The sequence below is a fragment of the Rhizobium sp. CCGE531 genome (assembly GCF_003627795.1).
Taxonomy (GTDB): domain Bacteria; phylum Pseudomonadota; class Alphaproteobacteria; order Rhizobiales; family Rhizobiaceae; genus Rhizobium.
The window spans coordinates 2268524-2285454 of the sequence record NZ_CP032684.1 but is presented as its reverse complement, the minus strand read 5'-3'; the positions used below and the strand labels follow the sequence as shown (position 1 = coordinate 2285454).

Annotated in this window: 13 protein-coding genes and 1 pseudogene; 7 read left to right on the top strand and 7 right to left on the bottom strand. The window is 60.2% G+C overall.

Translation table 11 applies throughout. The features are described from left to right. The first annotated feature begins 266 nt into the window (after positions 1-266). Complete coding sequence (locus tag CCGE531_RS11115) at positions 267-2816, top strand: methyl-accepting chemotaxis protein (RefSeq protein ID WP_120666730.1); 2550 nt, start codon at positions 267-269, stop codon at positions 2814-2816. Positions 2817-2884: 68 nt separating this feature from the next. Here CCGE531_RS11115 and CCGE531_RS11110 read toward each other — a convergent pair whose 3' ends face one another. Continuing rightward, positions 2885-3592 (bottom strand): YafY family protein, encoded by a 708-nt coding sequence (locus tag CCGE531_RS11110; protein WP_120664205.1) that lies wholly within the window; start codon positions 3590-3592, stop codon positions 2885-2887. Between the two features lie 100 nt (positions 3593-3692). Here CCGE531_RS11110 and CCGE531_RS11105 point away from each other — a divergent pair, with 100 nt between their 5' ends. Continuing rightward, positions 3693-4091, top strand: coding sequence for a VOC family protein (locus CCGE531_RS11105; protein WP_120664204.1), 399 nt, complete (start codon positions 3693-3695; stop codon positions 4089-4091). 84 nt (positions 4092-4175) lie between these two features. Here CCGE531_RS11105 and CCGE531_RS11100 read toward each other — a convergent pair whose 3' ends face one another. Next, positions 4176-4928 (bottom strand): MBL fold metallo-hydrolase, encoded by a 753-nt coding sequence (locus CCGE531_RS11100; RefSeq protein WP_120664203.1) that lies wholly within the window; start codon positions 4926-4928, stop codon positions 4176-4178. A gap of 21 nt (positions 4929-4949) precedes the next feature. Next, positions 4950-5999, bottom strand: a complete 1050-nt coding sequence (gene moaA / locus CCGE531_RS11095) for a GTP 3',8-cyclase MoaA (protein ID WP_120664202.1) — start codon at positions 5997-5999, stop codon at positions 4950-4952. A 133-nt stretch (positions 6000-6132) separates the two neighbouring features. On the opposite strand from moaA, the gene CCGE531_RS11090 reads away from it, so the two are divergent. Both CCGE531_RS11090 and CCGE531_RS11085 read left to right on the top strand, forming a co-directional pair. Continuing rightward, positions 6133-6507, top strand: coding sequence for a DUF971 domain-containing protein (locus tag CCGE531_RS11090; RefSeq protein ID WP_120664201.1), 375 nt, complete (start codon positions 6133-6135; stop codon positions 6505-6507). A gap of 33 nt (positions 6508-6540) precedes the next feature. Beyond that, a complete protein-coding gene (locus CCGE531_RS11085; RefSeq protein ID WP_120664200.1) occupies positions 6541-7740 on the top strand; it encodes a low temperature requirement protein A in 1200 nt (399 codons plus the stop codon). Here the strand turns inward: CCGE531_RS11085 and CCGE531_RS11080 are convergent. Then, a complete protein-coding gene (locus tag CCGE531_RS11080) occupies positions 7734-8219 on the bottom strand; it encodes a MarR family winged helix-turn-helix transcriptional regulator (protein ID WP_120664199.1) in 486 nt (161 codons plus the stop codon). The genes CCGE531_RS11085 and CCGE531_RS11080 overlap by 7 nt on opposite strands. 45 nt (positions 8220-8264) lie before the next feature. Between CCGE531_RS11080 and CCGE531_RS11075 the strand changes: the two genes are divergently transcribed. Further along, the gene (locus tag CCGE531_RS11075; protein WP_120664198.1) at positions 8265-9230 is read left to right on the top strand and encodes an alpha/beta fold hydrolase; all 966 of its coding nucleotides are present in this window, start codon (positions 8265-8267) and stop codon (positions 9228-9230) included. 54 nt (positions 9231-9284) lie between these two features. Next, positions 9285-9900, top strand: a pseudogene (locus tag CCGE531_RS11070) (pyridoxamine 5'-phosphate oxidase family protein). 74 nt (positions 9901-9974) lie between these two features. Here the strand turns inward: CCGE531_RS11070 and CCGE531_RS11065 are convergent. From CCGE531_RS11065 to fumC, 3 genes are all read right to left on the bottom strand, one after another. Continuing rightward, positions 9975-11042, bottom strand: a complete 1068-nt coding sequence (locus CCGE531_RS11065; protein WP_120664197.1) for a GGDEF domain-containing protein — start codon at positions 11040-11042, stop codon at positions 9975-9977. Between the two features lie 198 nt (positions 11043-11240). After that, the gene (locus CCGE531_RS11060; protein WP_120664196.1) at positions 11241-12848 is read right to left on the bottom strand and encodes a fumarate hydratase; all 1608 of its coding nucleotides are present in this window, start codon (positions 12846-12848) and stop codon (positions 11241-11243) included. Between the two features lie 366 nt (positions 12849-13214). Next, on the bottom strand, positions 13215-14606 hold the full coding sequence (fumC, locus tag CCGE531_RS11055; protein WP_120664195.1) for a class II fumarate hydratase: 1392 nt from the start codon (positions 14604-14606) through the stop codon (positions 13215-13217). 403 nt (positions 14607-15009) lie between these two features. On the opposite strand from fumC, the gene CCGE531_RS11045 reads away from it, so the two are divergent. Beyond that, on the top strand, positions 15010-16908 hold the full coding sequence (locus tag CCGE531_RS11045; RefSeq protein ID WP_120664193.1) for a L,D-transpeptidase family protein: 1899 nt from the start codon (positions 15010-15012) through the stop codon (positions 16906-16908). The last annotated feature ends 23 nt before the right edge of the window (positions 16909-16931 follow it).

The following is a 16931-nucleotide window of genomic DNA, read 5'->3' as shown; positions in this document are numbered from 1 at the left end:
GTTTGCGATGGGTGAATTCGATTGTGCATTGCGGTAGAATTGTTGCGCATGGAATGCAGCTTTTTCGGCCCATGGTCGCGGAATGATACGGCGGTTGCAGATTTTTTGCCGATACAACGGCTTTTAGGTGGGCAATTAATTCTTATTCAATCTTATTTTCCGACGCTCGCTGCGGTTTTGCATGAGGCAGAAGCACCTACCGCAGCGCAGCAGGAATGACGATCCCGCCTTCGCTCAAGATTTTTATAATCCAGTTGAGGCGCCGCATGTTTTTCATTGATCGTCTTCTGCAAGGCCGTCGGATCGTCACCAAGGTCCTCATTTTCGTAGTGCCTCTGGTGGTCCTCATCGCCGGCGTCGGTCTGGCGGGCTATCACACGGCCAATATTCTGAACGGTCACATGACCGTGACGCGTGCGACGATTGAAAATATCAGCGACTTCGAGAACCTGCAGGCCGCCCTGCAGGAGTTCACCGCTTCGCCTTCGGAAGAGACGCGCCAGGCGCTGACGGCAAAGATCGATGCCCAGGAGCAGGGCGTGCATCGGCTGAGCGGATTGCTGAGCGACGACCAGCGCGCCAAGATCGTTCCAGTCGGCGAGCTTGCCGCCAAGATGCGCACGCAGCAGGCAACGCTCTGGGCTATCAGGCAGAAGCAGGACGGCGATGTCGGCGCCATCCAGAAGGCGGTGCAGAGCATCGAGGCGACGGCCAAGGCGGCCGGCAAGCAGATCGATATCATCCGCAAGGATTTCAGCGACAAGGAAACCTTCGCCAAGGAACTGCTTTACGATGCCGCCGCCTATAAGGGGCTGTCGGAGAAGATGAGCAATCTGCGCATCCAGGTGCAGATGGCGGCCGATTCCACCGAAGAAATTTCAGACGCGCGTACCTATGCCGATGCCATTCTGAAGCAGGTAAAGGTTTCAAAAGCTCTCGTATCCAAGCGCGGGGCCGCTCTCGTCGCGAGCGCTTCCGATGCCGCCGACAAGCTTGATGCGGTGCTGAAGGGGTCGGCCACGCCCGATCAGAAGGTAGAGGCGATGGGGCCGATCCTGCAGAGCTTCGTGAAAATCGAAGGCGAGATGACCCTGCAGTCGGCTAAGAACAGCGACACCGCGGCCGATCGCTTTGTCAGCCTCGACAAGATCATCGATGGTCAGAAGGAGCTTCTGGACCACGTCGACCAGGCGCTCGGCATGGTCGATCGCCTGACGCTGCATGCATCGCGCATGGAAAATGTCCGCGACGCCGCCTCGCGCGATCCGGTGCTTGCCGACCTCAAGGACCTGCAGGCCGTCGCGGCCAGAATTTCGGAGCTCGGCCAGACCAACGCCACGATGCGCGATTTCGCCGCCCACATGAAGCCACTGATCGACGGCCTGACCAACGGATCGGCCGATCTTCTGCAGACCTCGGCTGACTGGAAGACGACGCGCGTTCAGTCGAACAGCCTGCTCGCCGATGCGATGACCTCGTTGCGCGTCTTCGTCGCCCAGGCACAGGAACTCGGCAAGGAAGACAGCGAACGCTCGGCCAATGTCTCGGTCATTGCCATGATCGTCGGCACGCTGCTCGCCATCATCGGCGGCCTGATGCTGGTGGAAACCCTGCGCGGCCCGCTGAAGCGCGTTGCCGAAATCATGACGCGCCTTGCAAGCGGCGATCTGGAAGTGGCGATCGACGGGCGCAATCGCGGCGACGAGATCGGCGACATGGTGCGCTCCGTCAGCGTCTTCCGCGATGCCGCGCTGGAAAATGTCCGGCTGGAGCGAGAAGCGGAGAGCGCCCGCGCGCTGTCTGCTGAAGAGGCATCCCGTCGCGCCGCTGAGCGCGCCCGCATCGAGGCCGAGCAGAAGCAGGCGCTCAATGCGCTGGCGGACGTTCTCGCCAAGCTTGCCGACGGCAATCTGGAAGAGGGCATGCGCGAAGACCTCTCCGCGGACTTCGTGGAAATGGCTTTCACCTACAATCATGCGGTCGAGGCGCTTCGCGAGACCCTGACGGACGTTCGCTACACGGCCGAAGAAATCAAGGGCGGCACCGGCAACCTCGCCATGTCGGCCGACGATCTGGCGCGGCGCACCGAGCAGCAGGCGGCCGCTCTCGAGGAAAGCTCGCGGGCTCTGCGCCGCCTTAGCGACCTGGTGCGCTCGACGGCCGACCGTGCGCGGCAGACGGCGACATCGGTCAACGAGACGCAGGCCTATGCGACCCAATCCGGCGAAGTCGTCGCCAAGGCAGTGGGCGCCATGAGCGAGATCAATCGGTCGTCGGAGAAGATCGCCACGATCATTGGCGTCATCGACGAAATCGCCTTCCAGACCAATCTCCTGGCGCTGAATGCCGGCGTCGAAGCTGCCCGTGCCGGTGAAGCGGGCCGCGGCTTTGCCGTGGTGGCGCAAGAAGTGCGCGAGCTGGCGCAGCGTTGCGCCAATGCGGCGAAGGAGATCAAGGGCCTGATTTCGGCAAGCTCCGCCCAGGTGCGCAACGGCGTTCATCTGGTCGAGCAGACAGGTGCTGCGCTGGCTGACATCATCGACCACGTCACCGGCGTCCAGAAGCTGGTTGCCGATATTTCGTCTGCTACCACCGAGCAATCGACCGGTATCGAGGAAGTCACCCGCGCGGTGTCCGAGGTGGAGCTTATCACGCAGCGGAACGCGGCCATGGTCGAGGAGAACAATGCCGAAATCCATGGCCTGCGCCAACGCGTCGACATGCTGTCTGAGAAAATCGATCGTTTCCGGACGGGAGAGGGCGAGGTGGAATACGCGCCTTACAGCAATGCAGATACGCGCCATCGTGCTGCTTAAATCTGTATATTAGAGAAAATCTATAATCCATTGAAAGCGCCGGCCAACGAGCCGGCGTTTTCTATTGATCACGACAAGTCCGGAGATAGACGAACCTGCTCTTCGCGCCAGCGCTGCCAGCGGCGGCGCAATTCGCCCGACCGCAAACCGATAGGCTCATCGAGTATTTCTGCTGCGACGATGCGGTCGGTGCGGAAATGGCGGAAGCCCTGTCGTAGCTCGCACCAGGCGACCAGCAGGCTGCTCGTTTCGGCATAACCGAGGATCACCGGCCAGACTATTCGTTCGGTCTCCTCGCTTGCCTCCGAGTTGTAGCGTAGCCGCAGTTTGATGCCGTTGCGGATTGCCGATCGGAGCAGCGATGCATCGACACGTTCCTCAGGTTTGCCACTTGTCGGTTTTGCGCCCACGCTCGGCTCGATGACGAAAAGGCGAAGGCGCTCGGGAACGACGGCGGCGATCTTTGCCACGACATCGCGCGCAGCATTGGCGAGCACCTTGTCCGAATGGGCGGAGACCCATTGTGCGCCCAACACTACCGCCTCCAACTCGTCAGGTGCCAGCATCAGTGGCGGCATGTCGTAGCCGGCGGCGAGCAGGTAGCCCAGCCCAGCCTCACCCTCGATCGGAACTCGCTGGCCAATCAGGTCCGCCACGTCGCGATAAACGGTGCGCTTCGAGACCTCGAGTTCCGCCGCCAGCGCGCTCGCTGTCACCGGCCGGGTCGATCGGCGCAGAATCTGGATAATCTGAAACAGTCGGTCGGCACGGCGCATCGCATACTTACTCCTGCTGACAGTATGCTGGCAGCAGGGTCGTGCGACAAGGGGTCCTGCGAGGCCGCGAAGGCTTTGCGGTCAATCGAAAGGACTAGTTATGAAGTTAGCTTCCACCCGTCTCATCGCAGGCGATGTCAACGCCATGGTTGCCTTCTATGAGATGGTAACCGGGCTCCAGGCCCAATGGCTCGCCCCGGTCTTTGCCGAGATCGAGACCCCGGCGGCAACCTTGGCTATCGGTTCTGTCGAGACTGTCGCGCTTTGGAAAGAAGGTAGCGCCGAGCCCGGCGCCAATCGCACCGCCTACCTCGAATTCCAGGTCGAGGACATCGATGTGGAATATGAGCGCCTGAAGGACAAGGTTCCTCTCGTTCACGAGCTGAAGATAATGCCCTGGGGTAACAAGACCTTCCAGTTCCGCGATCCTGAGGGAACGGCAGTTTCGCTATATATGCCGGCGACCGACGAGGCGAAAAGGCGCTTCGGGTCGCGCTAGGTTGTCGGAGCGGATCGTCGCGTTGTCCTGCTGTTGGCACGAGTTCGGACCGCCAATCGGGCTGTCTGTCGAGATTCGATCAAATCATCGACCCAAGGCAAACATTTCACCGTCGGCGGGTATCAGCAGCCGCGACGGATCGAGACCAGCCACATTTGCACTCCGGCGCAGATCGAGGCGTGTGACGGTTGCGTGATCAAGCGCTTCCATGTGGGTTGCGATGACGGTCGCCTGCGGTGCGAGGCGGCTGACTTCGAGCGTCTGGTTGTCATCCATGACGATCAGATCCCCGTCCCAGCGCGCACCGCAGGAATGCGTGACGATGATGTCAGGCGAGACCTGCTGGATCGTTTCCACGACCGGAGGATAGAGCACCGTGTCGCCCGCCCAGTAGACGGTGGGTTCGCCATCAGCCTCCAGGGTGAAGCCGATGACCGACCCCATTTTCTCCACGACCGGCCCGACGCCATGGCTGCCTTGTCGCGGCGTGATCGTCACTCCCTGCCATACGGTCGATTGGGAAAGGGGCGTGACATCCGCGAAACCGGCCTCGCGGATTTTCTGCTCGTCGCCCGGCTGGCAGAGGATCGGCAGAGATTTCGGCAGGCGCTCTTTCGCCACGGCATCGAAATGATCGGTATGCAGATGCGAAACGATCACCAGCTCGACGCCCTCAAGGATGTCGTCGATTGCGCGCGGCAATTCGGTCATCGGGTTGGGAGAACGGCCGGTAAAGGACGGGAGACTGTGGCGTGGCGCGAAATAGGGGTCGATCAGCAGAATATGGCCGCCATAGGTGACCTTCAGCGTCGCGTTGCGAATAAGCTCAAGCTGCATGGTTGATGTTCTCGGTGGGATTTAGCCGCCAGTGACGCTCATGTGGCGCGCGACCGCTGGTCGGTTGTGCGTGCGGTCGATGATGAAATCGTGGCCCTTCGGCTTGCGGGTAATCGCCTCGTCGATTGCGGCATGGAGGAGCGCGTCGCTCTCGCTGGCGCGCAGCGCCGTGCGCAGGTCGGCCGCATCGTTCTGCCCAAGGCACATATAGAGCGTGCCCGTGCAGGTGAGCCGCACACGATTGCAGCTCTCGCAGAAATTATGGGTCATCGGCGTGATGAAGCCGAGGCGGCCGCCGGTCTCCGTGACTTCGACATAGCGGGCCGGGCCGCCTGTCTTATAGGGAATGTCGGTCAGGGTGAACTGACGCTCCAGATCGGCGCGCAACTGTGAAAGCGGCAGATACCGGTCGGTGCGATCCTCATCGATCTCGCCCATGGGCATCGTTTCGATGACGGTTAGGTCCATGCCGCGACCGTGGGCGAACCGCAGCAGGTCCGGAATTTCCGTTTCGTTGAAGCCCTTGAGCGCGACGGCGTTCAGTTTGATCTTCAGGCCGGCTCTTTGCGCCGCGTCGATCCCCTCCATCACCTTGGAGAAGTCTCCCCAGCGCGTGATGGTTCGGAATTTATCGGGATCGAGCGTATCGAGAGAAACATTGATGCGCCTGACGCCGCAGTCGTAAAGTTCGTCGGCATGGCGCGCGAGCTGCGATCCGTTGGTCGTCAGGGTCAGCTCGTCAAGTTCGCCGTTTTGGACGTGCTTGCCGAGTTCGCGAACGAGAAACATGATGTTCTTGCGCACCAGAGGCTCGCCGCCAGTGAGCCTGATCTTGCGCACGCCCTTGGAAATGAAGGCGGAACAGAGCCGGTCGAGTTCCTCGAGCGTCAGCAGATCCTTCTTGGGCAGGAAGGTCATGTTCTCGGCCATGCAGTAGGTGCAGCGGAAATCGCAGCGATCCGTGACCGAAACGCGCAGATAGGTGACTGCGCGCCCGAAAGGGTCGATCATGGGGGCTGCATCCGCCTGAAGCGGTGATGCGTTGCCTATGCTGCCGACGATGCTGTTCACTCATGCCTCCGTTAGACTTCTAATGTGGGCATAGGCGATTGTTGCGTCAAGGAAAATGCTTCTCGATTACACTTGCGTGTGAACGAGCGGCGGCCTAATTCTCCAAAAGACACTGAAAGGCATGGAAAAATCGATGAGCGACGTTTGGCCGACCGAATTGCGGGTCTCGAAGGACCGTCATCACCTCAAAGTGACATTCGACGATGGCGCGAGCTTCGAGCTGCCGGCGGAAATGCTGCGGGTGCTGTCGCCTTCCGCCGAGGTGCAGGGGCATGGACCGGGGCAGAAAGTCACCGTACCCGGCAAGCGCAATGTCGGCATCATGTCCATGACGCCGACCGGCAATTATGCCGTGCGTATCGGATTCGACGACATGCACGACACCGGCATCTTCACCTGGACCTATCTGCGCGAACTCGGCGAGAAGGGTAGTGAGCTTTTCGCGGCTTATGAGGCCGAATTGAAGGAAAAGGGTCTTAGCCGCGATGCGGCGGGAAGGCCGCATTGATATTGGGATTATAAACTTGAGAAGGGCGCAGGCATGATCCTTGGGGGTAGGGAAAACTGGCTTCGCGCCAAGGGCAGCAAGAACGCAAGCAAGGTGTCTTTCGTCGAGCTGTTTTTCGATCTGGTGTTCGTTTTCTCGATTTCGCAACTTGCGCATTCGCTGGCCGAGCATTTCACGCCGCTCGGCGCGCTCGAAGCCATCATGCTGATCTTCGCAGTCTGGTGGGTATGGGTTTTCACGGCTTGGGTCACAAACTGGCTCGATCCGGATCGGTTGCCGGTGCGCATCATGCTGTTCACGCTGATGTTTGCCGGGCTTATCCTCTCCGCCGCGATCCCCGAGGCTTTCGGCGAGAAGGCGATCTATTTTGCTGGGGCCTATGTCTTCATGCAGGTCGGGCGCTCGCTGTTCACGGTCTACGCGCTCAAAAATGCGAGTGCCGCCAATCATCGCAATTTCCTGCGCATCACCAGCTGGCTTGTCCTTTCCGGCGTCTTCTGGATCGCAGGCGCGCTGATGGAGGGCGAGGCACGGCTCGTAGTCTGGCTGATCGCTCTCGTCATCGAGTATTCCGCACCCGCGCTAGGCTTCCGGGTGCCCGGCCTCGGCAAATCCACTCCCGCGGACTGGGACGTATCGGGGGCGCATATTGCCGAGCGCTGCGCGCTGTTCATCATCATCTGCCTCGGTGAGGCGGTCCTGCAGGCGGGCAAGATCTTTGCCGAGCAGCCGGTCACGCCCTTGATCGTCACGGTGTTCATTACCGCGTTCGTCGGCACGGTCGCCCTTTGGTGGATCTATTTTCAGTTCGGCCACGAACGGGCGGCGCATCGCATCGAGCATGACGATACGCCGGGAAGCCTGGCCCGTCAGGCGTTTACCTATGCGCATATTCCGATCCTCGCCGGCATCATCCTGAGCGTCGTCGGCGACGAATTCCTGTTCGCGCATCCGCACGAGCCGGCCGATCTGCACGCGGCTGCCGCCATTCTCGGCGGTCCGGCGGTGTTTCTGATCGGAAATCTATGGTTCAAGGGTGCGACCACCGGCCGGCCGCCGCTGTCGCATATAGCGGGTCTCGTCGGATTGGCGCTGCTGCTCTTCACCCTGCCGATGGTGGTGGTCTACCAGCTTGGCATTCTCGCCACGGCCGTGCTTATCGTCGTGGCGATCTGGGAGTTCGCGTCTCTGAACCGGGTTGTCCCCTCGGCGCGATCGGCCGGCGATCACTGATCGCCTGCGGGCTCCAGCGGTTGCCGCTCTTCCTGTATCAGGAGACCGACGATCCGCTCCATATGCACGGCAATGGCCTCGCATTCTTCGATCGGCGCGTCTGAGAGCATCCGGTCGATGAGGGCGGTTTGAATGGTCATGGCTTCTTCCGTGACGCGCCGGCCCTCTTCGGTCAGATAGAGGCGCAACACGCGCTTGTCGTGCTTGTCACCGCGCCGTTCGATCAGTCCGCGATTTTCCATCTGCGGCAGCAGCATGCTCATATTGGAGCGACCGACCAGCAGCTTGCGGGCAAGTTCCTGCTGCGAAATCCCTTCGAAACGAAACAGGTTGACGAGAATGTCGAGATGCGGCGGCTTGATGTCGAGATGCGCCAATGCCCGCGCCAGCGATTGCTGCATCAGCTGGCAGGCGCGCGCCACGGCGATCCAGCTTCGAAAACGCGGATGGTCCCAGGGAAGGGGTTGATTTTTGTTCATCGTTGTACTTTATTGTTCATAGTTGAACATTATCGGATTCCCACTATGCCATCCTTTGCGCTCAAGGTCACCCGGTCGGGTCTGTCCGGCCTTGGAAGGTTGTCTCCGCAGCTTGCCGGCAAGGCCGCGTTCCGGCTTTTCTGCCTGACGCCCTCGCGCCGTCCCCGCGGCGCCAAGGCCAGGGCGGCCCATATGGAGGGCCGGGAACGCCTTCTGACGGCGGAGCAGGTCATGCTGCCGTTCCCAGGCGGCCGGGCAATGGCCTATCGCTTCAATGGCGGAGCGAAGGGGCCGCGAAAGCGCTATCTCGTGGTGCATGGTTGGGGCTCCAGCAGCGAATACATGTCGGAGCTGACGGTGTTCCTTGCCGGCAGCGGAGCGGAAGTGATCTCGCTCGATCTTCCAGGCCACGGCCGCTCGGGCGGACGGTTCCTGAACGTGCGTTTGGCCGTTTCCGCCATTGCAGCCGCGTTTGCTCGCTTCGGCGGCTTTGACGCCGCCATCGGGCACTCCTTCGGCGGCGCATCTCTGGCGCTGTCCTGCGCGGGCTTTCTGCCAAATGTCGACGCGGTTCATCCGGGCAAATTGGTATTGATCGGCGCACCGAGTGCCATGGGATGGCTGTTCAAGGATTTCGGGCGCTTGATGAGGCTTAGGCCCGCAACGCAGGCCGCTTTAGAGGACGAGGTTCGCCGGGTGACGGGCAGGACGCTTGCGTCCTATGACCAGAAACGCGGCATGCTTGATTCTAACCGGCCGGTCCTTGTCATCCATGCCGAGGACGACAAGGAGGTGAGTGCCGAACATGCACACGCCTATGCCGCCCAGGGATCGCATGTGCGCCTGTTATGGGCCAACGGCTTTGGGCATCGCCGTATCGTCGCCGCCGCTCCGGTGTTCGAGGCGATCGACGCTTTTCTGTCGCAGATCGCGAACACGGAAAATCCACTCGAAAACGAAGACGGTGCGGTGCTATCGTTCTACCGAACCCCGCAGCGTCGCTCCTCCTAGCAGAACTTGCGCCGCGCGGACTTTGGGTAAGTCGCTGGAAAACCGCGAGGCAGCATGCGTATCGTCACGTCAGTCGAGGAACTAAAAGAGCTCTATGGTGATGCGGGCGAGGCGTCGATCACTAAGGTGACGAAGGTACTGACGCCGCTTTATCGCCGCATGATCGAAGCCTCTCCCTTCATGGCGCTGGCAACGGTGGGGCCGGAAGGGCTCGATTGCTCGCCCCGCGGTGACTTGGGCGGTGTCGTCCGCGTCGCGGACGAAAAGACGCTGCATCTCCCTGATTGGCGCGGCAACAACCGCGTCGATTCGCTTGCGAATATCGTGCGCGACCCGCGCATCGCGCATCGCGCTGATGCTTCTGGTTCCAGGATCGAATACGACGATGCGGCTCAACGGCCGGGCGGCGGTCTCCATCGAGCCTGCCTTGCTGGACAGTTTCGAGATGGATGGCAAGCATCCGCGCAGTATCGTTGTGATCACGATCGAGGAGGTGTATTTCCAGTGCGCGCGAGCGGTGATCAGGGCCGAGCTGTGGAATGCGGAGCGGTTCGCCGATCCGTCCAGCCTGCCAAGCCCTGGCATGATGCTCAAGGCGGCGAAAGACGATTTCGATCAGGAAACCTATGATCGCGAAGCGCCGATGAGGGCTGCCAAGACGCTCTGGTAAGCCCAAGACGCTCTGTTAAGCAAAGCCGCCGGCCTGCGTGGGAAGGCAGGGCCGGCGGTTGGTTGGCTGGGCTTCTAGTTCTTGTAGATCAGCCAACTTTTGGTGAAGTCCTTCTGCATGCCCTTCTGGTAGACGCTATAGCAGTTGCGGCCGGCATTCTTGGCGCAATAGAGTGCCAGATCCGCCTTGTTGTATAGCTCGCCGGAATTGACGGCTTCCGAGGCCATGCAGGCGCCGAGCGACAGCGTGATCGGACCGTAGTCGACGCGTGTTCGGGAGTTTTTGAACGGCGTCATTTCGAGCGTACGACGGATCCGCTCGCAGACCATCATGACTTCCTCGACATTGGTGGCTTCCAGAATCAGAGCGAATTCCTCCCCGCCGACGCGGGCCACGAAAACGTCGCGTCGGACGTTGGCGCGGATGATGGAGGCGACGGTTGCCAGAATCTTGTCGCCGACCGGATGGCCGAACGTATCGTTGATCCGCTTGAAATGATCGATGTCGGCCAGCACCAGTGCCGTTGTCGGCCGGGTCAGCTGATTGTCGAAGATGGAAGCCAGGCGATCTTCGAAAGCGCGCCGATTGGCAAGCCGCGTCAGGGCATCGGTATTGGCAATGCGCTTGTATTCATCCAGCTCCTTGCGGACCTGATCCATCTCCTGGCTGCGCTGGACGACGTTCTCCACCGTTTTTTCGCCCTGCGCCATGGTATCGCCGGTTGCCGCGGTCAATATGTCGATGGCCCCACGCAGCAACTCGGCGCTGTTGTGGCTTCTGGAGCTTATGCGTTCACAGGTCTCGTCGAGCAGCCGGTTATAGGTCTGGAGCGTGGCCTGCTCCTGCCGCAATGCGCGCAGGACGGCATCGAGCTCGGTGGTCAGGCGGGCGTGTGCGTCATCGAAAACACGGCCGGCGTGATGCGAAAAATACTTGGCTCCGATCGCATCCAGTTCCTCCTGGGTAGCGCTGCCGCCGAGTGCCGCCAATTCACGCGTGAGAGCGGGATTGGAGCCGATATAGGCTTCATAGAAAAGCTCGTAATTGCGCGGAATAGATGCGATCCCCATGGATCGCATGGCATAGGTAATTTGCCCTACCACGTCGGGATTTTGCGCCCTTGGCGCAATCGCCGTACTCATCGTGAGCTCCGTAACATGTATTGGTTAAATCCCTTTTTTATTTATACGAAGAATCTTTGAAAAAATATTAAGCACTTGATAGTGAGAAATTGTTGATCCGTAAAGTTTTATTCAAAAGTATTACAATTAAAGCATGTTTTTACATGCGAAGGCGCTGCCGGCGCCTTCGTTCGAGCCAGGCAAGAATAGGCCGGAATATTACCCCAGGTTGAGTTCTTGGAAGAAGTCGTTGCCCTTGTCGTCGATGACGATGAAGGCTGGGAAATCCTTCACCTCGATCTTCCAGACCGCTTCCATGCCAAGTTCGGGATATTCCAAAACATCGACTTTTTTGATGCAATCCTGAGCGAGGCGGGCGGCCGGACCGCCGATCGAGCCGAGATAGAAACCGCCATGCGCCTTGCAGGCCTCGCGCACGGCTCGCGAGCGGTTGCCCTTGGCGAGCATCACCATGGAGCCGCCGAAGGACTGGAACTGGTCGACATAGCTGTCCATGCGGCCGGCCGTCGTCGGACCGAAGGAACCGGAGGCATAGCCGGCGGGCGTCTTCGCAGGCCCGGCGTAGTAGACCGGATGGTTCTTCAGATATTCGGGCATGCCTTCGCCCTTTTCCAGACGCTCGCGGATTTTTGCATGCGCCAGGTCGCGCGCCACGATGATCGTGCCGGTGAGCGACAGGCGTGTCTTGACCGGATGCTGTGACAATTCGGCCAGAATGTCGGCCATCGGCCGGTTGAGATCGATGCGCACCATCGATTCGGAGAGCTTTGCCTCGTCGATCTCAGGCATGTACTTGGACGGATCGGTTTCGAGCTGTTCGATGAAGATGCCGTCGCGCGTGATTTTGCCCTTGGCCTGGCGGTCGGCGGAACAGGAAACGCCGAGGCCGATCGGCAGCGAGGCGCCGTGGCGGGGCAGGCGGATGACGCGCACGTCGTGACAGAAATACTTGCCGCCGAACTGGGCGCCGACGCCGAGGCTCTGCGTCAGCTTGTGGATTTCCTTTTCCATTTCAATATCCCGGAAGGCGTGCCCGCTTTCGGAGCCCTCCGTGGGAAGACAGTCCAGATACCGCGTCGAGGCGAGTTTGACCGTCTTGAGGTTCATCTCGGCCGAGGTGCCGCCGATGACGATAGCGAGATGATAGGGAGGACAGGCGGCCGTGCCGAGCGTCAGGATCTTCTCTTTCAGGAAATCCAGCATGCGGTCGTGGGTCAGAAGCGACGGCGTGCCCTGATAAAGGAAGGTCTTGTTGGCAGAGCCGCCACCCTTTGCGACGAAGAGGAATTCGTAGGCGTCGGTGCCTTCCTCGTAGATGTCGATCTGCGCCGGAAGGTTGTTCTTGGTGTTCTTTTCCTCGAACATCTTGATAGGGGCTAGCTGCGAATAGCGCAGGTTCTTCTTCTCGTAGGCATCGAGCACGCCCTTGGCGAGCGCTGCGCTGTCGCCGCCTTCGGTCCAGACGCGGCGGCCCTTCTTGCCCATGATGATGGCGGTGCCGGTGTCCTGGCACATCGGAAGTACGCCGCCGGCGGCAATATTGGCATTCTTCAGCAGATCATAGGCGACGAAGCGGTCGTTGTCGGTGGCTTCGGGATCTTCGAGGATCGAGGCGAGCTGCTTCAGGTGGCCGGGGCGCAGCAGGTGGTTGATATCGGTGAAAGCCGTCTCGGCGAGCAGGCGGATACCCTCGGGATCGACGGTCAGGATTTCCTGGCCCTTGAAGGTGTCGACGGAGACGTAATCACCGGAAAGCTTGCGATAGGGAGTGGCGTCATCGCCGAGAGGAAAGAGATCGTCAGCCATTTGGGAAACCTTTCAAGCCGGGTGGCGGAGGAAGATGTTTGGAAACGATCTAGATCCGGCTGAAACCAAATGCAATTGTTTGGCTGCTATCTCGAAATCTCAAAATGGAAGTTTGTTGACAGGGTATGCGCGGGTCGGGCGGGTCTTCCGATGCTGGAATTTTGTACCCGGCCCCTCACCCTAGCCCTCTCCCCGCATGCGGGGAGAGGGCTAGGGTGAGGCAATGGCCGTTCCATCTGGGGAAGTTCATCGTTTAAAGAGATAAGCTCCCTCGCCCCACATAAGCGGGGGAGAGGGTTGGGGTAAGGGGCCAGGCAGATCGTCGCGTTACCGGCGGACGTGCCTGACGATCATCGAACGAGGAACTTACTTCGGCCCGATCATCGTTTCCGGCCGGACGATGGCATCATACTCTTCCGAGGAAACCAGTCCGCTCGCCAGTGCTTCTTCCTTGAGGGTCGTGCCATTCTTGTGGGCCGTTTTGGCGATCTTGGCGGCATTGTCGTAGCCGATCTTCGGGGCAAGCGCCGTCACCAGCATCAGCGAGCGCTCAAGGCCGGCCTTGATGTTGTCCTCGCGGGCCTCGATGCCGACGACGCAATTGTCCGTGAAGGAGACGGCGGCGTCGCCGAGCAACTGCACCGACTGCAGAAAGTTGTAGGCCATCATCGGATTGTAGACGTTGAGCTCGAAATGACCCTGGCTGCCGGCGAAGGTGAGGGCGGCATTGTTGCCGAAAATGTGAATGCAGACCTGCGTCAGCGCTTCGCATTGGGTCGGATTGACCTTGCCCGGCATGATCGACGAGCCCGGTTCGTTTTCCGGCAGGGAGAGTTCGCCGAGACCGGAGCGCGGGCCGGAGCCGAGCAGGCGGATATCGTTGGCAATCTTGAAGAGCGCTGCCGCTGCCGTGTTGATGGCGCCGTGGCTGAAGACCATCGAGTCATGGGCGGCAAGCGCTTCGAATTTGTTCGGAGCGGTTACGAAGGGCAGGCCGGTAATTCCGGCGATCTCGTCGGCGACCTTCTCGGCAAAGCCGATCGGCGCATTGAGGCCGGTTCCGACCGCGGTGCCGCCCTGGGCGAGTTCGCAAAGGCCCGGCAGCGTCAGCTCGATCCGCTTGATCGAGGACGCGACCTGGGCGGCATAGCCGGAAAACTCCTGGCCGAGCGTCAGCGGCGTTGCATCCTGCGTATGGGTGCGGCCGATCTTGATGATATGGGCGAAGTCGGCGACCTTCTTTTCCAGTGCCGCATGCAGATGCCGCAAGGCCGGCAGCAGGTGATGGACGATCTGCTCGGCGCAGGCGATGTGCATGGCTGTCGGATAGGTGTCGTTCGACGACTGGCTCATGTTGACGTGGTCGTTCGGATGCACCGGCTTCTTCGAGCCCATGACGCCGCCGAGCATTTCGATCGCGCGGTTGGAGATCACCTCATTGGCATTCATGTTCGACTGCGTGCCGGAGCCGGTCTGCCAGACGGCGAGCGGGAAATGCTCGTTGAGCTTGCCGTCGATGACTTCCTGCGCCGCGGCGACGATGGTCTTGCCGAGCGTCTGGTCGAGCTGGCCGAGTTCCATGTTGGCGCGGGCGGCTGCCTGCTTGACGATGCCGAGGGCGCGAACGACCGACAGTGGCTGCTTTTCCCAGCCGATCTTGAAATTGCCGAGCGAGCGCTGCGCCTGCGCGCCCCAATAACGGTCGCTGGCAACTTCGATCGGGCCAAAGGTATCGGTTTCGATGCGGGTGGACGTCATGTTGCTGGTCCTGCTTTCCATTGAGACGGATAGCAGCCATATAGGCCCGAACGGCGCCTATGAAAACATCAAAGCATTATTTCATGATGAAAATAGTCATGTTTTTCGTACTCCGGCGTGCCCTTTTTGACACGCTCTCCATATATTCGCTGGAGCGCATTTCCCCATGCTTAAAAAGCCCGGGAAATTTCAATAAAAGATTAACCAATAATTTCATAATTTTGTGTGAACTGAGCCGCGGAAAACGCCGCTGCTTCGTAGCGTGAAGTTGAGGCATTGAACGAAAGGCGGGTTTCGCCGTTTTCATTCTAGTGGGTATACGATGTCTCAAGACATCGCGACCGAGTTGAAAACAGCCCCGCCAGGCTCGAAGTTACCGCAAGATACAGGGACCGATTAGAGAATGAAACTTGCCATCAAAGCCACAGCATCCGTCCTGGCTCTTTCCTGTTGCCTTTCTTCCGTCGGTGCAACCTCGGCAAACGCGATGACCCTCATGGATTTCATCCGCGGCGGTCAGGGGCGTCAGGAGAGCACGCAGGTTTCGGCCCCGGTTCCCGTCAATCCGGCTCAGACGCTGAATTCCGATGAGCCTCCGCGGGTAAAACAGCCGCTGCCGACGGTCGATGCGCCGAAATACTATACTTACAAGGCCGACGCGATGCGTCTGGTTTCGACTGCGCATTTTGCCGACCCGATGGTGACCGGCGCGGTCGCCGACGCCTCTTCGACGCCGGTGGCGGTCGATACCGAGGTTTCGCAGCGTCGCTATCTTTCCGATGCGCGCGTCATGGCAACCAATGATATCGCCAAGGCGATCGAATCCTACTACGCCGATCAGAGCAAACCGCTTCTCTGGGTTGCCGATCACGCCGTCAGCGACAAGGCGAAGGCCGCCATGGCGCTTCTTGCCGATGCCGGTTCCGTCGGCCTCGATCCGTCCGACTATGCTATAACGCCGCCAAGCGCCGATGTTGCAAATGCCGACCCGGTGATGCGTGATCGGGCTTTCATGCAGTTCGAGCTGGCACTCTCCAGCAAGGTGCTGATGTTTGTCCAGGATACGATCCGCGGTCGTCTCGACCCGAACAGGATCTCCGGCTATCACGACTTCAAGCGCAAGGACGTCAACCTGACGGCAATGCTCGACGTGTTGCGCTCCAGCCCGGATGTCGCCGCCTATCTCAACAGCCGCAGCCCATCCAATCAGCAATTCGTGGTGTTGAAGGCGGAGCTGGCGAAGCTGCGCGCCGAATCCGGAGCGGATGGCAGCCACATCTCCATTTCCCTCACCGGTATTCTGAAGCCAGGCGGCAGCTCGCCGGAAATGACCAGTATCGTCAAGGCGATCGAGCATCGCGGATCGGATGCGCTGAAGACTGCCCATGCCGATCTTTTCGGCGCCTATCTGGGCACGCCTGACTACACGCCCGAGCTCGTGTCGCTGGTCGAAGACTTCCAGAGGGAGAAGGGGCTGACCGCCGATGGCGTGATCGGCCCGTCCTCCGTTCGGGCCATGGTCGGCGAAAACAACGATATGAAGATCCAGAAGCTGGTCGTTGCCATGGAGCAGCTGCGCTGGCTCCCGGCGGAGCTCGGACCGCGCTACGTCTTCATCAACCAGCCGGCGTTCATGGTCTATTACCACAACAATAACCAGGAACAGCTGTCGATGCGTGTCGTCGTCGGCGGCAAGCTGCACCAGACCTTCTTCTTCGAAAATCAGGTGCAGACGGTCGAGTTCAATCCTTTCTGGGGCGTTCCGCAGTCGATCATCATCAACGAGATGCTGCCGAAGCTGCGCGCCGATCCGAACTATCTCGATCGCATGGGCTATCAGGTGGAAGTCGGCGGTCGCGCGGTCGCATCGTCGAGCGTCGACTGGTACGGCTCGACGAAGAGCATCTCGGTTCGCCAGCCGCCGAGCAGCGACAACGCGCTGGGCGAGCTGAAGATCCTCTTCCCGAATTCGCATGCGATCTACATGCACGACACGCCGCAGAAGAGCTTCTTCAAGAAGGACATGCGCGCACTCAGCCATGGTTGCGTCCGCCTTGCCGATCCGCGCGCGATGGCGGCGGCCGTGCTGAACACCACCGTCGATGACGTTGCCAAGCAGATCGCAACCGGTGAGAACAAGGGCGTTCCGGTGCCGCAGAAGTTCCCGATCTACATCGCCTACTTCACGGCCTGGCCGAACAAGGACGGCGTCGTCCAGTATTTCAACGACGTCTACGATCGTGACGCGGCAACGCTGAAGGCGCTCGACGCCACGACAAAGGCGCGCACGGCTCAGATCTGAGCTTCATGCGGCGGAAAACAAAA

Coding starts and splice junctions, on each gene's coding strand:
- CCGE531_RS11115 (WP_120666730.1), top strand. CDS start 267: ATGTTTTTCATTGATCGTCTTCTGCAAGGCCGTCGGATCGTCACCAAG.
- CCGE531_RS11110 (WP_120664205.1), bottom strand. CDS start 3,592: ATGCGCCGTGCCGACCGACTGTTTCAGATTATCCAGATTCTGCGCCGA.
- CCGE531_RS11105 (WP_120664204.1), top strand. CDS start 3,693: ATGAAGTTAGCTTCCACCCGTCTCATCGCAGGCGATGTCAACGCCATG.
- CCGE531_RS11100 (WP_120664203.1), bottom strand. CDS start 4,928: ATGCAGCTTGAGCTTATTCGCAACGCGACGCTGAAGGTCACCTATGGC.
- CCGE531_RS11090 (WP_120664201.1), top strand. CDS start 6,133: ATGAGCGACGTTTGGCCGACCGAATTGCGGGTCTCGAAGGACCGTCAT.
- CCGE531_RS11085 (WP_120664200.1), top strand. CDS start 6,541: ATGATCCTTGGGGGTAGGGAAAACTGGCTTCGCGCCAAGGGCAGCAAG.
- CCGE531_RS11080 (WP_120664199.1), bottom strand. CDS start 8,219: ATGAACAAAAATCAACCCCTTCCCTGGGACCATCCGCGTTTTCGAAGC.
- CCGE531_RS11075 (WP_120664198.1), top strand. CDS start 8,265: ATGCCATCCTTTGCGCTCAAGGTCACCCGGTCGGGTCTGTCCGGCCTT.
- CCGE531_RS11065 (WP_120664197.1), bottom strand. CDS start 11,042: ATGAGTACGGCGATTGCGCCAAGGGCGCAAAATCCCGACGTGGTAGGG.
- CCGE531_RS11060 (WP_120664196.1), bottom strand. CDS start 12,848: ATGGCTGACGATCTCTTTCCTCTCGGCGATGACGCCACTCCCTATCGC.
- fumC (WP_120664195.1), bottom strand. CDS start 14,606: ATGACGTCCACCCGCATCGAAACCGATACCTTTGGCCCGATCGAAGTT.
- CCGE531_RS11045 (WP_120664193.1), top strand. CDS start 15,010: ATGAAACTTGCCATCAAAGCCACAGCATCCGTCCTGGCTCTTTCCTGT.